Origin of the sequence: Brevibacillus sp. FSL K6-0770 (genome assembly GCF_038000275.1) — a bacterium.
GTDB classification, from domain to species: domain Bacteria; phylum Bacillota; class Bacilli; order Brevibacillales; family Brevibacillaceae; genus Brevibacillus; species Brevibacillus parabrevis.
In genome coordinates this window covers 1120785-1135741 of sequence record NZ_JBBOBQ010000001.1, presented here as the reverse complement: position 1 = coordinate 1135741, position 14957 = coordinate 1120785, and the positions used below count along the sequence as shown (strand labels likewise).

The 14957-nt window shown below is 49.2% G+C and carries 13 protein-coding genes; 3 read left to right on the top strand and 10 right to left on the bottom strand.

Annotated elements, in window-relative coordinates:
• Positions 1-175: 175 nt before the first annotated feature.
• Complete coding sequence (locus NST23_RS05775; protein WP_122962739.1) at positions 176-541, bottom strand: DUF2294 domain-containing protein; 366 nt, start codon at positions 539-541, stop codon at positions 176-178.
• A 52-nt stretch (positions 542-593) separates the two neighbouring features.
• Positions 594-1868: an L-lactate MFS transporter gene (locus tag NST23_RS05770; RefSeq protein ID WP_122962738.1), complete on the bottom strand. Its 1275-nt coding sequence runs from the start codon at positions 1866-1868 to the stop codon at positions 594-596.
• A 397-nt stretch (positions 1869-2265) separates the two neighbouring features.
• Here NST23_RS05770 and fdhD point away from each other — a divergent pair, with 397 nt between their 5' ends.
• The gene (gene fdhD / locus NST23_RS05765; RefSeq protein WP_173596010.1) at positions 2266-3063 is read left to right on the top strand and encodes a formate dehydrogenase accessory sulfurtransferase FdhD; all 798 of its coding nucleotides are present in this window, start codon (positions 2266-2268) and stop codon (positions 3061-3063) included.
• Positions 3064-3100: 37 nt separating this feature from the next.
• On the opposite strand, the gene mobA is transcribed toward fdhD, so the two are convergent.
• The gene (mobA, locus tag NST23_RS05760; protein ID WP_217364953.1) at positions 3101-3724 is read right to left on the bottom strand and encodes a molybdenum cofactor guanylyltransferase; all 624 of its coding nucleotides are present in this window, start codon (positions 3722-3724) and stop codon (positions 3101-3103) included.
• Positions 3725-3839: 115 nt separating this feature from the next.
• On the opposite strand from mobA, the gene NST23_RS05755 reads away from it, so the two are divergent.
• Positions 3840-4277 carry a Dps family protein gene (locus NST23_RS05755; RefSeq protein ID WP_122962735.1) on the top strand — a complete coding sequence of 146 codons (438 nt, stop codon included), beginning with the start codon at positions 3840-3842 and terminating at the stop codon, positions 4275-4277.
• Positions 4278-4380: 103 nt separating this feature from the next.
• On the opposite strand, the gene NST23_RS05750 is transcribed toward NST23_RS05755, so the two are convergent.
• Positions 4381-4845, bottom strand: coding sequence for a hypothetical protein (locus NST23_RS05750; protein ID WP_122962734.1), 465 nt, complete (start codon positions 4843-4845; stop codon positions 4381-4383).
• A 172-nt stretch (positions 4846-5017) separates the two neighbouring features.
• Here NST23_RS05750 and NST23_RS05745 point away from each other — a divergent pair, with 172 nt between their 5' ends.
• A complete protein-coding gene (locus tag NST23_RS05745) occupies positions 5018-5785 on the top strand; it encodes a sulfite exporter TauE/SafE family protein (protein WP_122962733.1) in 768 nt (255 codons plus the stop codon).
• A gap of 67 nt (positions 5786-5852) precedes the next feature.
• Here NST23_RS05745 and NST23_RS05740 read toward each other — a convergent pair whose 3' ends face one another.
• The 6 genes from NST23_RS05740 to NST23_RS05715 form a co-directional block, all read right to left on the bottom strand.
• Positions 5853-6437, bottom strand: a complete 585-nt coding sequence (locus NST23_RS05740; protein WP_122962732.1) for a hypothetical protein — start codon at positions 6435-6437, stop codon at positions 5853-5855.
• Between the two features lie 17 nt (positions 6438-6454).
• Positions 6455-7039, bottom strand: a complete 585-nt coding sequence (locus NST23_RS05735) for a matrixin family metalloprotease (RefSeq protein ID WP_229049937.1) — start codon at positions 7037-7039, stop codon at positions 6455-6457.
• Positions 7040-7581: 542 nt separating this feature from the next.
• On the bottom strand, positions 7582-12552 hold the full coding sequence (locus NST23_RS05730) for a DUF4132 domain-containing protein (protein ID WP_340963323.1): 4971 nt from the start codon (positions 12550-12552) through the stop codon (positions 7582-7584).
• A gap of 14 nt (positions 12553-12566) precedes the next feature.
• Positions 12567-12986 carry a hypothetical protein gene (locus NST23_RS05725; RefSeq protein WP_122962729.1) on the bottom strand — a complete coding sequence of 140 codons (420 nt, stop codon included), beginning with the start codon at positions 12984-12986 and terminating at the stop codon, positions 12567-12569.
• A 294-nt stretch (positions 12987-13280) separates the two neighbouring features.
• Entirely contained in the window at positions 13281-13736 is a 456-nt protein-coding gene (locus NST23_RS05720; protein WP_242772454.1) for a GNAT family N-acetyltransferase, read from the bottom strand.
• A 460-nt stretch (positions 13737-14196) separates the two neighbouring features.
• Positions 14197-14736, bottom strand: a complete 540-nt coding sequence (locus tag NST23_RS05715) for an RNA 2'-phosphotransferase (protein WP_122962727.1) — start codon at positions 14734-14736, stop codon at positions 14197-14199.
• Positions 14737-14957: the final 221 nt, after the last annotated feature.

Genomic DNA, 14957 nt, shown 5'->3' with positions numbered 1-14957 from the left:
CTTGTCTATCACCCGCGAGACTAAAAAACCACCATGAAACCGTCCCTGTCCCGAAGGATAAGAGCGTGTTCACGGTGGTTGTCTACGGCAGGTTCGCTACCTAGTCTCAACGTCGTGTTTGCTGGCGAAGTCCGCGTTGTCTAACCGGTGAACAGGAACGCTGCTTCGTTTAGACTTACGGTTCGTTTTTCCATTTTTTCTCGATGTCCTGATCAAATACAAAGATGGACATCCCAAAGTCACGTTCAATGTCGATGTCAACGAACAGGTCGACGAGCTTGGCTCCTAGAAACGCTTCCATATCAACTGGCTGATGCTTTCGATACATTTCCTTGACCATTTCGGTTCTGGCAGCTCGTAATGTCTGCTTTCCATCCTTCGAAGTGGCAATGAACTTTTCCACTGGCGAAAGATTGCCTTCCATCTCGCAGATCGCCCAGTTTTTGCAAAACGTGGTGCTGATCTTGCTCGGTCCCTTTCCCATATGTCGCTTGCGGAAAGCTCTGACCAGATTACTGAACTCTGCTTCGAACTTATTCATCGACGCTACTCACCTTTATTCCAATCATTCTCTACTATGACTTTACCATTGATCAACTAGCCAATTCAACAGACTTTTCTCTTTGTTTGGCTTCTTCCTTCAATTTTTTAATATCCACTCGGATTAAGAGGGAAATGAGCAGGGCGACAATGAACATCGCCGCAAAAACGCTCATCGTCCCGGTGTAGCTTTTCGTCGTCTCCCGAACCCATGCGGCAAAGATCGGGCCTGCCAGCCCGGCTGCCGCCCAAGCCGTCAAAATATAGCCGTGAATCGCGCCCAGCTGCCTTGTGCCGAACAAGTCGCCAATGTAGGCCGGAATCGATGCAAACCCGCCGCCGTAACACGTCATGATGATGAACATCGCAACCATGAACAGCAACGGATTGCTCATGTTCGGCAAAAGGAAAAACAGCACCATCTGGATCGCGAAGAAAGCTGTATACGTGTTGGCACGGCCGATGTAATCAGACAGCGAAGCCCAGCCAATCCGTCCTCCCCCGTTGAACAAGCCGTTCAGCCCCACCATCAGGGCAGCGGTCTGCACAGACATGCCGACCATTTCCTGCGCCATCGGGGAAGCGACCGAAATGACAGCGATTCCACAAGTCACATTGATAAAAAGCATCAGCCAGAGCCAGTAAAAACGCCGCGTCTTGATCGCTTCGTTGGCCGTCAGCTGGCACAAATCTTTTTTGATCGGCTTGTCGCCCGCTTCGCCATTTGTGGAAAAGCCCGCGGGAACCCAGTCTTTCGGTGGCGGAGACAAATATTGTGCAGAAGCAAACATGACGATGAAATAAACAATGCCCAAAACGTAAAAAGTGTTCGCAATTCCTGCACTTTCAATCAGCGCATTCATGATCGGGCTTGCGATCATCGAAGCAAAACCGAAGCCCATGATCGCCAACCCCGTCGCCAGTCCGCGACGATCCGGGAACCATTTGACCAAAGTAGACACCGGAGTGATATAACCGACTCCAAGCCCGATACCGCCTAACACTCCGTAGCATATGTACAGCAGCGGCAAACTGGCTAACTGGGTCGCAAGCCCGGAGCCGACGATGCCCACTCCGAAAAAGATCGAGGCCAGCGTTCCCGCTTTTCTCGGTCCGTGCTTTTCGACGTAATGGCCGAGAAAAGCAGCCGACAGCCCGAGAAACAGGATGGCGATGCTAAAAGTAAACTGCACATCCGGCAGTTCCCAGCCAAATTGCTGGGTAAGCGGCTTGGTAAATACGCTCCATGCATACACCGATCCAATCGAGATATGGATTCCCACCGCAGCCAGCGCAATCAGCCAGCGGTTTTTCACTTGTTGCTCCATCGAACTCATCTCCTTTAGAATGGTTTTGGAAAAGCAAAAAGAAAAACTGCTGATTTCATCGAAGCCCTTGTGTTCCCAACATGCAAAGCATGCAGAAACAAACGGTTCAATGAAACACAGCAGTTAATCATCAGCAGGAACGCTACATCAGCATCAACAAGCACGTGCCCTCGTATTCGATTGGCAAATCGCTGCGAAAGGTTCGGTGACAGGTTCGCTGTTCCGTGCCATCTCGCTTTGTGGATCGTTCTGATTACTGAAAGAACGAAATATTATGACACTTAAAGTTCTACATAGTATACTACCATGTAAGCGCTCACTATACAATATTTTCCTCTCTATAAATCTATTTATCGCTTTTCTATCCATTAAGACTATATGCACACAGGAGGTTATCATGTCGGAGCTTAGCAAAACAACGAGCCGAAGCGTCCTAAAAATTACGGCTGACCACCACGTCTGGGAAGACGACGAAATCGTCACGGAATACCCGCTCACGATCTTTTTGAACGAGGAAGAGTTTGCTACCATCGTCTGTACGCCTGCCGATCTGGAAGAGATGGTCGTCGGTTTTCTGGCTGCGGAAGGCGCGATCCAAAGCTTTGCAGAGATCAAACAAATCACAATTGATGAAGCAAAAGGCATAGCTTACGTAGACTTGCACAAAGCGACGATTTTGTCGCAGAGCTTTTACTCGAAGCGCAGAATTACTTCCTGCTGCGGAAAAAGCCGGCAATCTTTTTACTTTTTCAGCGATGCCCGCACGGCAAAGCCTGCCAGCGGCACCACTTCCGTCACTCCAGATCAGTGCATCAGGCTCATGGAGGACTTGCAAGCCTCCTCTGACATCCATCGGCAAACGGGAGGCGTGCACAATGCGGCCCTCTGCTCGCCTGAACAAATCTTGCTGCAGTATTCAGATATCGGCCGCCACAACGCCTTGGACAAAATATACGGAAAATGCCTGCGGGAAAACATCTCCACGACCGACAAAATTCTCGTGTTCAGCGGCCGCCTGTCGTCTGAAGTTTTGTTGAAAGCAGCCAAAATCGGCGCGGGCATCATCTTGTCCAAATCGGCTCCGACCGATCTGGCGCTGCAACTGGCAGATGAGCTGCAAATAACCGCTGTCGGCTTCATTCGCCACAACAAAATGAACGTGTATACGCAGCCGCAGCGGATTATTTTACCCTGAACATTTTCGTCCGCCCCCGCACAAAGCAAAGCTGCGCCTACTGCTGCCCTGTTGTTCTGCGCTTTTCCTCGCGGCAGGCGATGTCGTACTCTTCCGGCGTGTTCGCATTGAACAGCGCCCACGGATCGAGCCAACCATCCGGCACCTGTAAAACCGCCAGCTTCTGAATCGTCTTCATCAGCCGCAGCTCTCCTTGCTCAAGCGCTTGTTCCCAGACAGGCTGCGTGCTTTTTCGATACAAGGCGCAGAGCGGATGCAGCCTGTCTTGCGCATACGGAATGACGGCTTCCCAGCCCGCTTCCTGATCGTCTGCGCAAGCAACCAGTCGCGCAATCTGCTCACGATCCATAAACGGCAGGTCGCAGGACAGTACAAGCAGTACCTCTTCCGTACACAGCCGCAGCGCCGTCACCAACCCGCTCACTGGCCCTGCGGACGGCACCAGATCAGGGGTGACCCGCACGCCAGGACGTCCCGCCACCTCTGCCGGGATACGCTCCGGTTCATTGGAAACAATCAGGCAAGGCATGCCTGCCGCTGCTACTTCTTTGACCAGCTCGGTCAGAAATGTTCCCTCTCGCCATGGCAGTTGTTCTTTGGGCACGCCCATCCTGCTGCTTTTTCCCCCCGCCAAAATGACGGCGTGTATGCTTGGCTGCATGATTTTTTCCCTGCTTTCTCGAAGATTTCAGGATGAAAAGCTTGACAATAACGAGTATTAGTTTATAATAATTATAAACAAGGAATTAATTTAAAAAAGAGGAGAGATCATCACTATGGAAAACACACTGTTCAACGTTTTGAATAAACAAGTTGCGAACTGGACTGTCCTGTATACAAAACTGCACAACTTCCACTGGAATGTAAAAGGGCCTCACTTCTTCACCTTGCATGCGAAATTTGAAGAGCTGTACACCGAAGCTGCCGGACATATTGATGCTTTGGCAGAGCGCGTTCTCTCGATTGGCGGCAAACCTGTAGGCACCCTTGCTGCATGTTTGAACACAGCGAGCATCGCGGAAGCGGAAGGCAATGAAACCGCCGAGCAAATGGTGGAAATCATCACCCGTGACTTCTCGGTTCTCACAGACGAACTGAAACTGGCGATGGAAGCTGCCGAGCAAGCAGGCGACGAAGCAACAGAAGACATGCTGTTGTCCATCCGCAGCGGCCTGGAAAAACATATCTGGATGCTCAAAGCATTCCTCCAGTAAACGATACAAATACTCTCACTCCATGAAAAACGTTGAGACGTTTTTCACAGAAAAAGGCGATCGTGCTAGCACGTCGCCTTTTTGCTGTGTACGCAAAAATGTATTAGGCCAATGAAAAAATCAGCTTTCTTCCGTCCTTTTCCACCTTTACCTGGGGCAGGTACTTCAATGACTTCTGTACACCGATGTAAGGGCTGGCAAATTCAACATCGTGTCTTTCCTTCAGAATCAAACAAAGGTCAACAAGTGACATCGGAGACATGTTTTCCCGCAAAATGTTCTCAATATAGTCCGCCACTTCCTGATAATTGTGACGAATGTGCGTCTTCCTTACTTTGATGCGCTTCACCATGTCAGCTGGAAGTTCCTCTGCAGCCACCGCTACTTCTTCAGATGCTTCAACCGCTTCAATCCCGGCTTCCATGTCCATTTCCCGAATCCGGTTGAGAAGCTGTTTGATGTCTGCTCCCAGTTGCTTGTCCTGATCTACGTATTGACGGCGCAGAACCATCCTTTGCTCCAGCATGGCCTGTAGTGTCATCTGCAACGCTTTCCGTTCATTAAACATTGCGTTATGTATTCCCCTTTTCGTAAAAAGTAGAATTTTGTGGAATGTATAACCAATGATAATATAATTCGCTCCCCTTGAAAATGAGAATTTAGGCTCACCAATACTGGGCTTTTGCTTATCTTAGAGATAGATGTTGAATTTAAGAAGCGACAAGGAAAGGATGCACGGGATGGACTTTCATCTGACGATTGTCGGTCTGTTGGTGGGCTTTCTTGTCGGGCTCACCGGAGTTGGCGGAGCTGCCCTTTTGACCCCTATCCTGATTTTTTTAGGCATCCAGCCGACCGTCGCCGTAGGCACAGACCTGGTGTACAACGCCATCACAAAAATCTTTGGCACATGGCAGCATTGGCGACAAAAAACCGTCCATTTTTCCATCGTGCTGTACCTCGCGTTGGGCAGCATCCCCAGCGCTATCGCAGCTGTCCATGTGATGAACTGGATTCATTTGTACGTCACTTCCGCCGATCAGATTTTTAAAAAGATACTGGGCTTTGCCTTGATTCTCATACCGATCGCCATGCTGCTCAAAAGCTTGCTGAACCGCCGCCAGCCGCAGCTCAATACGTGGCAGCAAAAACCTCTCGCCCAAAAACGTCTCGTCTTGATTGCCGTCGGCGCACTCCTCGGCTTTCTTGTCGGCCTGACCTCCATCGGCAGCGGATCGCTGTTCGCCATCGCCCTGATGCATTTTTTCGCCTTTTCCGGAAAAGAAGTCGTCGGCACGGATATCGCCCACGCTTTTTTCCTGACCAGTGCAGCAGGTCTAGCCCACATGAGCTTTGGTACGGTTGATCTGTTCATTGTAATGCAGCTGTTGCTTGGCTCCATCCCCGGAGTAATCATCGGCAGCAGGCTCTCCTGCAAGGTGCCGACTGTGTTTTTGCGATGGGTTATTTCTATTGTGATTATTATTAGTGGGATTAAAATTTTGTGAAATTTGTAGTTGTACTTTTAGTAAATAGGAAAAAGCTGTTGAACAACTTCAACAGCTTTTTCTTGTGTTATTCAATGTTGTACTTACTTGAAACTTCTTTCTGCAACTTGTCAAACTCAGGGAAGTTATAATGTTGAAATTCGTCTTTGTATACAGAGTGTAAACTTTTTCTTGCTTCATCGAGAGGAAACTTACCTTGAATAACCCCTAAGGGAGCCAAGTTATTAAAGTAAGTATTTTTCTTTAGAAATAAAACATATTTCTTTTTATTTTGCATAAGCCGATAGCCTTCAATCGTCCGCTGCTGTTTTCCAATGACATCATCTTTCACGATGATACTAGGTTCCCAAACTTCGACCTCATCACCGACAGCAATTTTCTCATCCAATTGGTTCTTAAATATTTTTTCGACTTTCACCATTCTTTTCGTCGAATAATCATCAATTTCCCCATCTTCGTGATACCTTATATAGTTTTCTGTCTTATTAGTTGCTTCCCCAATGATAATCAGGTCAGCATCTTCTTCCAAATCCTTCACACTCTCATACACTGTAACGGATGCATGGGAGTTTCTTACTTCTACCTGATTGTCTAGGTAGACATATCCAGCTACAAGCGAAGCTGTTAAAGCCATTACAATTTTTCCAAACATGTTTATTTCCCTCCAAATTACTTCCACCTATTTTTCAAATGGGTTTTATCTGCTTTTTGAGGCACATTAAAAGAAAGGTCTCCTGGTTTCATGACTGATACATCATCATTGTTATGTGCCAAACTTAAAGAATGACCAAATTCATGCACAGCAACTTTCTTTTTAAAACTAGAAGAACTTGTTCCTATTTGTTGCAAATTAAGTCTAATGTTTCCTACGCTCCAATCTTCGAAGTTATTGCTATCAAAACTTAATTTTCCTTTTGAATCAGTATAATAAGGCTCCCACTGTCCATCCCAAAATTGAGAATAATAAGAAACATATGCCCTGACCTGTGAATCATCTTTTTTTGATACTTTGGAAAGTGAAACATTTGCTGATATATCATTCCATGACGAGGCTCCAAAATCTAAAATAGAAGTATAGTTGTTACTAGAAACCGAGGAGTCCAACCAATACTTCAAATCGCTGACCTTATCCCCAGTATTAAATCCACCTCGCCACACGTGGCAACTAGAATCGTTGCAACGATCATCATGGGCTGCAGCACTTGTTGATAACAAAGATATAGTTGCTAGAAGTAATAATGATAACAGTTTCATTTTCTTCACTGATTTTCTACCTCCATAACTACCCACAAAGTTTGAAATGATATTTCCCTAGTTAAAAAATGCACTACACTGCCTTCCAGTGTTCAAGCATGTAACCTTTTCACTCCTCTCTATCACTAAATGAATAAGCATATAAATCAGAAACCAACAAAATACCTTATTTTTACATTAAAGGATGAAAAATGTTTATTTCTTCACAAAACGGTAACATTTGTTACGTTTTTGTGAACTAAACAATCGAGTAATACATAACTGTTATCTTCACCCAAGCAGTGGTCATTCGATTAGATATCCTTGTATTAAAAGCTTCAGATTACTATTTTATATATATTAAATACAAAACAAGCGGCCTTTTACGAAACCCTCGTTCAACACTAATTATCTAAGACTTACTAACTAGGTAATTTTTTCGAGAAATATTCTCTTAATTTGTAATAAGCTCACGCACTTTCAATCCTTTTACAACAAAAGAGCCCCAAGTATGCTGCTCTTGGGGCTCTCTGCATGCGCTGAATTGCTATAAAGATTGTTAACTAACGCAACTGCATCAAAATTTGCGGGTCTTTGATCTTGCTGTCTTCCGCAAGCATGACGACTTTGGACAAAATCTCCGCTGTCTTTGGATCTTCGTCCAGGAATGGCAGGAAGAGGCGTCCTCTGTGCTGGGAATGAACCGGAACGATGTGCAGCGCTCCTGCCGCCTGCTTGTACGCCATGCCGCTGCCCAAGTGGACAGCAAATTCGCCAAGGCTTCCGTCTATGCGGGCGTAGTTGCCTTCCAGCCGCACGTTGCCGAGCTTCAACAGGCGCAGCGATTCGGCTACGATGACACGGCGAAGCTCGATCGTCGTCAGGCTGGCCTCTGGATCGACGCCGCCGACATGAGCAACGCTGACAACCAGATCGACGTCACGCATCACTTCCGAGAACAGAACAGGCGGAATTTGATCCAGCCCGACATTTTTGTACGTTTTCCGGTCGAGGAATTGAATATGTTCCAGCGTAGGCGCTTCCGTATCCGCTGGCGAGAACCAGTCCGCCAGCGCCTGGAGGCTGGCAATCAGATTTTCCGCGTAAAACACTTTTTGCAGCCCTTCCTCATAGCTGACCGTCCACTGTCTGCTCTTAAGCAACGCAACCGTCTTCTTGGGCTGCACCTGATAGCCCGCATAGCGGCGGGAATGCGTCACATGAGCAAGCTCGTCCGCATTCGGTACATACAGCTCCCGGAATACTTGCTTGAACGGCTGGCGAAGCTGGCGCTCGAACAAATCGCGCTGGAACAAGCTCCATAGCCCGCTTTCAAAAAGATGCACCGGATGGGCGATCAGCAGTTCCTCTTCGTCTGTCAGGCCGACAAGCTTGCCGGACGGATCGCGGAGCGACTCGATTTCCCCTTCGTAGTAGCCGAGATGATCCCCGCACTTGAACACCAATGTGCTCAGCAGCGGACGAATAACCGGATTGCCGTAGAGCTTCGCCAATTCTTTGCCGGTAAAGGTGTTGCCCGACACCATGGAACGCTCCAGCTCCTGGCGCGCCCTGCGATACTGTTCCGTCAGCTCGGACTTCATTTCTTTCAGCAGAAGCACATGCTCGGTTTTGTTGAACTTGGCAGGAACCGATTTCAGCTCTTTGCCTTTGCGAATGGATTTGATCTCTGCTTGCCCTTCCTCATCCACTACGAGCTGGACAGTCGTTTCTTCATCGAGTGCATATGGCTCGAAATACGCCTGCATTTCGTCGAGCTTGCGTGCCTCCATGTCCCATTTCAGACGAATAACGTCCCTGTATCCGGCATTGCGCGCCAGGTTGTCCAACGCGATTTGCCCTGCCACTCCTTCGCTCGCCCGTCTTTGCGCACCGAACTTTTTGCTTTGCAACAAAAATTGTTGAATGAAATCATAACGCTGACGCAAATCTTGCTCGCGCTCATCACGCAACGGGATCAGGCTGTAGCTGAGCAGATGATCTTTGTTGCGCTTGTCTGCCGCTGAATCCCGCATTTTTGCAAGCTCCAGCTTGCCCAAAGTAGCATCGGCAAACAACTGCGAGCGTCTGTGATTGGCCCCTGCGGAAATGTATTTGGCACACTCATACAGCAGTTTGAAACATTTTTCCCCGAGCGTGTCATACGCCTCACGGAACCAGTTGATATCAAAAGCGCCATCGTTGAACTCCTGCGGCGTAATCGGGGAGTAGTGGGCAACCACCGTCTCCTTTTCCGCCGAAAAGCTTTCATTGATGTGGGCGTGGAAGTACCAGGCCGCGCTGCGCAACCCTTCCCAGCCCAAGTGCGCGGCTACGATATCAATCCACTGCGGCGCATACATGGCGGCTTCGAGCAGGCGCTTTTCCGTAATGCCTTTGTGCTCTTTCAATAGCTTGCCGAGCAGGGCAGCATCTTCGCCTGTGCGCGGGTGGCAGTTTTTCAGCAGATGGCTAAACGCTTCCTTTTTCGTCAAATTGCCATTGTAGCTGTAGACGTAACCGCGGACAAAAGCATCCTGGTCAAGCCCGGCCAAAAGCCGCACCCAGTAGTCCATGCCCTCGAATCGCTGCAGCCTTGTCACAAAAGAGCTCACCTCTGTAGCCAAGTCTCCTCGACCAAGCTCGATGCTGACGATCCGATCCACGACTGTATCGAGGACAGCTTTCACCTTCGGCCGCTCCTGCAGCGAATCGATCCTGCCGGAAGTCATCGTCCACAGGTAGCTGCTGCTGTCGCCACTGCCGAGCAGCGCCTTGTACAGCTCGGCTTCGCCAATCATCCCTGCTTCAAAAGCGCGCAGCCGTTCTTCCAGATTGTAAGAGGACATGCCATTTTTGTCGCGAACCACCCGATCATAGGCGAATACGGTATGGTAAAACTCTTTGAACGACGCATCATCGTACACGCGAGTCCGGGTCATGTTCAGCCATGGCTGCGCCAGCAACTCAAATACTCCCGTGGAGTTTTTGGACTCGTATGGACGCATGTTTGCAATCAGCTTGTGGACAGCCGAATCGGTCAAACGGAACGTTTCCTGCTTGTCGCTGTCATGATAAAAAGCCTGAATCAACTGCCTGACCTGGTTGTTGTAAGTCAACGCCTTGAACGCTTCCTGAATCTCCAGCATTTTCGCAAGCGGATAAGCTTCCTCGACAAACTCCTTGCGCCAACCTTCCAGGAGCTTGTGCTTCTGCAATTCGCTGTACTCCATCTCGTCGGAAAAATAGCTGTACAAGCCGTCCAGCGTCCGATCCAACGGCTCCAGTATCGTATAGTAGTGAAGCTGCATCAGCTCATGAGCCGACAGCTTGCTCTCCAGCAGATAGGCCCGCCACTCTTCGGCGAGCGGGTAGCACTCCAGACGCGAGCTTTGTTCTTCCCCGGTTTGGTGCCAACGATGCGGATACAGCTCGCGCAAATTCGTGCCGATCAAAAGCGTGTCTTTGTAGCCGGAATAGTATTCGGACACGTACTCCACATCGCGATGCTTGTGCACGAGTTCGTCCAGCCCTTGCAGAAAAGCTTTGATTTCATTCAGGGACAACGTGAAGGCGTCTTTTTCAAAAGAAAACGTGCTCGTGTCCTTTTCTTCCAGCAACCACGGCTCTGTCTGCTCAGGATCATACAACCCGAAGCCCTCCGCTCGTCCTGCACTGCTTGTTTGCACCAGCTTGTCCAGAACGGCTTTTTCTTTTGCCGTCGGCTCAGCGATCAGCTCTGCCAACGGTTGCAATCGTTCAAACTGCTCCTGGCGCGAAGCATCGCTTTTCACTTCTGTCAAAACTTCCAGTCCGCCCAGTCGCTGCAACTCATTTTTGGCCGAAAGCAGTCTGGTCAGGGAAGACTTCAAAATCTCTTCCGGCTGGCTGAGCAACAGCCCAATCGTGCTTTGACGAAGCGAACCCGTCTTGAGCTTCAACAGTTCCTCCATCGGAAGCAGTTCCTCGTCCGCGAGGCTCATTTCTTTGGCTTGTTCCAGCGCGTGCTCGCGGTTTTTCATGCTTTTGTCCGTCAGGCTCTCAAAAATAAATGATCGCAGCGCCGGGCGCTCCTTGTCGCTCATAAAATGGGACAGCATGGCGCCGCGCTGGTCAGGACTCATCTTGTCTTTGCGCGAGATGAGCTGGGCAATCCAGTCGCTGTCCATATCGTATGCCGCTATGTACAGCATTTTCTGCACAGGCAAATCGGACGTGTACTGGATATGGACAAAATCGAGAGCTTTGGACGGAGCCGAGTATTCTTTTTCCATTACGTCAAACATCGCGAGCAAGAGTGAAAAATCACGCTGCCGCTCGTTTTTGTCCTTCAGCGCCTCTACCTGCTCAAACGTAATCGTCGGGCCGTCCGCTTCTGTTCCAGGCTTGCGCCAGAGCGGGTAGTATTGGTAGCAGTAATTCATCAGTACCCAGTATTGCAGCTCGGGATCAGTCTCATGAAGCTGCTCGCGAGCCAATCGCAGACGCAGTTCGCGGTTTTGGCTGTTCGCCAGCACGTACAGCGCAACGATCTTCTGGTGACGCTGTCCCTCGCGCATCAACCGCTCAATCTGCTCGTACAAGTCTTTTTCCTCATGGACGGCTGTCGCCCAGAGCGCAATGTAAACCTCGTTGGCATGGCTGCTCGCCAGCCACTGCTCGCGCACATCTGCTTCTGTCAAAGCGCGGTACGCCTGCTCGATCAGCTGTCCGGCCACCCGTTGATTGGCCGCTTCCAGAGACATGCCCGTCCAGACGCCCAGTGCCCGGACTACGGAACTGTAGCGTATGTAGCCTTCGTCGATGATCAGCTTGAGCATGTACAAATTTGCCGCAAGCGTACCCTCGTCCATCCGTTCGACGATGCTCTGCCGCAGCCCTTCTTGCAGACGAGCCGCTTTTAACAGCTCCCCGAGCATTTGGTACATGTCTTCCTGGTGACTCATGACAATCCCTTTGATCATTTCGTGAGTGAGCAGCGCTGTCTGGTTTTCCCCGTAAATGATCTCTTTGAGTGCCTCGCGCACTTGCTGGTTGCCCCGGTCCAGCTCGAAGCCGATCACGTCGCCAATAACATGGCGAATCTGGTAGTTTCTCGCCGGAGAGTAGTCTGTCGTGGTCAAATAATCCGACATTTTGAACTGCTCCCTGTCCATGACCATCAGCGCGATTGCCTTTTGAACGATGAGTCCCATTTTCGGCGCTGCCTCAGCTGTACGGAACGGCCGACGCGCATAGCCTTGGGCGAACGGATATTCCGAGGCATGCACTACAATATGGCGCAACACCTCAGCCTGCTCGCTTTCCAGCAACTGTCCCACGATTTGGACGAGCGGCTCGAACAGACGGCTCTCCTCCCCCGCTGCCCGCTCCAGCAGAAAACTTCTGCACTCGTTCATGTTGTCTTCATCGATGTATCTCTGTTTGCTCAGCTCGACAAGCAAATGGGCGAAATCCCGATCTTCTTTCGCAATTGCCTGGATTCGAGCCTGGATCAATTCTTCGTATGCTTGCTCTTTTTCTTCATGACTCATTGGGTGCTCCCCTCTCACCATAATCTCCCAGCCAACATCGTGAACCGGATCAGCACGATCTCATCGTCCTCTTTTAAAGCAAGCGGCTCATCCAATGCCTCGATTTCCCGCTCGCAAACAAACACGCGATACAAGCCGTCTTCAAAAGCGAGAATCGCTGTGTCGACAGCTTGCTGCACATCTGGAACCCCGTCATTGTAGACAGCGCCAAAGCCCACTTTGCCAATCTCCGCCTGCTCCTGTACTTCTTCGGCGGTCAAGTAAGGAACAAGCGCTACCTGCTGCTGTTTTTCGAGCAGCCCCCGAATATTCCACTCTACCAATCCGGCAATCAGCTCCCGCAATGTCCGGGGAGATGGCAGCAGCTCGACCGGGATGCGGCTAAGGGCATTTTTGCGCTTGCCAATGCTTTTGACTGTGACAGCCAGACGCATACGCGGTGTTCTCCTTTCGGTCCAATTATGGATACATATGTTCTATACAGCTATTCTACTAAATTGTGGTTTGATTTTCCAAATTGATAGAGTGCTTTCCAGCAAGAATCGTTAGTTCGAACTATAGGGAAATGGCGGGATTGGAACGATCGACCTAGAGGGAACAGAAAGCACCTCACATTAGGCACTTTGGGGAAAGCTTGCTGTCAAAAAAAGGACTTCCCCAGTCTTTGCAAATCCTGCTGGAGAAGTCCCTTTTTACGATGCTGCTATGCGAGTTTCGTTCCTTCATTTTTACTCCTCTTCCGACATCACATAAAATTCCTTGCTGAATCCTGTGCATTCCCAAAACGCTTGCGCCGATGCGTTATCCACGTCGACAAACACCTGGATCGCCACAACGTTTTGGTTTTCCAACCAACTTTTCAGGCTATGAAAAATGGCTTGCCCCGCTTTTTGCTTTCGGTAAGCAGGAACTACGTAAAGCTCATCTACTTGGCCTATGTACTCCTCTGTGAGCATGTCTTTTTTGAGGGAAGCAAGGCCGTAGCCAATCAGTTTTTGCTCGTCGTCAACAGCGATGTGTACCATTCCATACGGAGACTGTACGTAATCAGCCAACTGCTGCCCGATTGCCTCCATCTCTTCTTCGCTCAGCGAGCAATCTGCTGTTTCTTGGGCGTTGTCATTCCATAAACGCACGATTTGGGACAGGTATGGCTGATCTGCTTGCAGTTGCTGGATATGCATGAGTTTGTTTCTCTCCTTGCTGTGTCTTCTATTTTTATTTACTTTCACTTGCGAAATGGAAGTTCCATTCATTATCCCGTCCCGTTCGTGCTGCTAATCAACCTCGGATTTTTTTGGCATGATAGCTCCTTGTTTGCTGAAAAGGGCCTTGCTGGCTGGTGTTCCGGAAGCTAAATCGAACTATTCTAGAAGACGTATGAATAGAAAAAATGCCACACATTACATTGGTTTGGCAGCAGGAACATGTCTCGGCAGTTATCCTCTGCCTTTTAGACTGCTTGCTGGTAATGAAGCTCCGTTCTTTTTCGCCTTGCTTGAGGGCTTGCAGGTATGGTGGATTGTCCCTTTTCGCTATTGATTATGAGCATGCAAAAAGCTTATTCCCTTCGTTGCTTGAGTGGGAATAAGCTTTTCGTGTCGGAACTTCTGGATGGATTTTTCGCGCATCAGCAGGAGCATCCTAGCAAATCGTGATGTATTTTGCGCTAATCTCGTCCGCCAGCCATACTTTTTCATTGCCAAAATAAAAGGCCGTTCCCTCTTCCCATGCCTTTTTCGCGTGAATTTTCAGCAAGACAGGCTTTTCATCTCTTCTTTTCCCGACTTGCAGCGCGGTTTCTGTATCCTCTGACAAATGTACGTATTGCCTGCCTTTTGGCAAGAGGCCGCTTTCCATGATGGAACTTACAAACCGTGTCGCCGTCCCGTGGTACAGCACTTCCGGCGGTTGTTTTTTCTCCTTCGAGATTTTCTGCGGTACGGAGTGACCATACAAGGCCCGGATTTTTCCGCCCGATATTTCATGACGTTTTTTCGCGGAGGCTTCGATCATTTGAAACAAATGCTCTTCCTTAACCTCCCTCCACCGCTTTGCTTCCCTCAATGCTTCCAATAGCTGCTGCACGTCTACCCAGCCGTTCTCATCCAGCTCCAGCTCATATTCGTGCGGGGCGTGCCTGAGGGCGTATGAGAGTTCTTTGCTGAGTTTGTCCAGGTCCATGTGGGGCCTCCTTTTTTGGGGAGTAATTTTGGTGATCAAACAGTCCAATAGCCATCATTCATTATTTATTCGTATCGGACAGTACGTACTTCTTCATGAGTAAGATACTTTTGGAGTCAGCTAAAATCCTTTTGATCAAATCATTCGGTTATCAAATTTTGCATGCTGCAAGTCACAGTATTCAATTCGCTTAGCTGACATGGTCGCTCAATGCCGAAGCG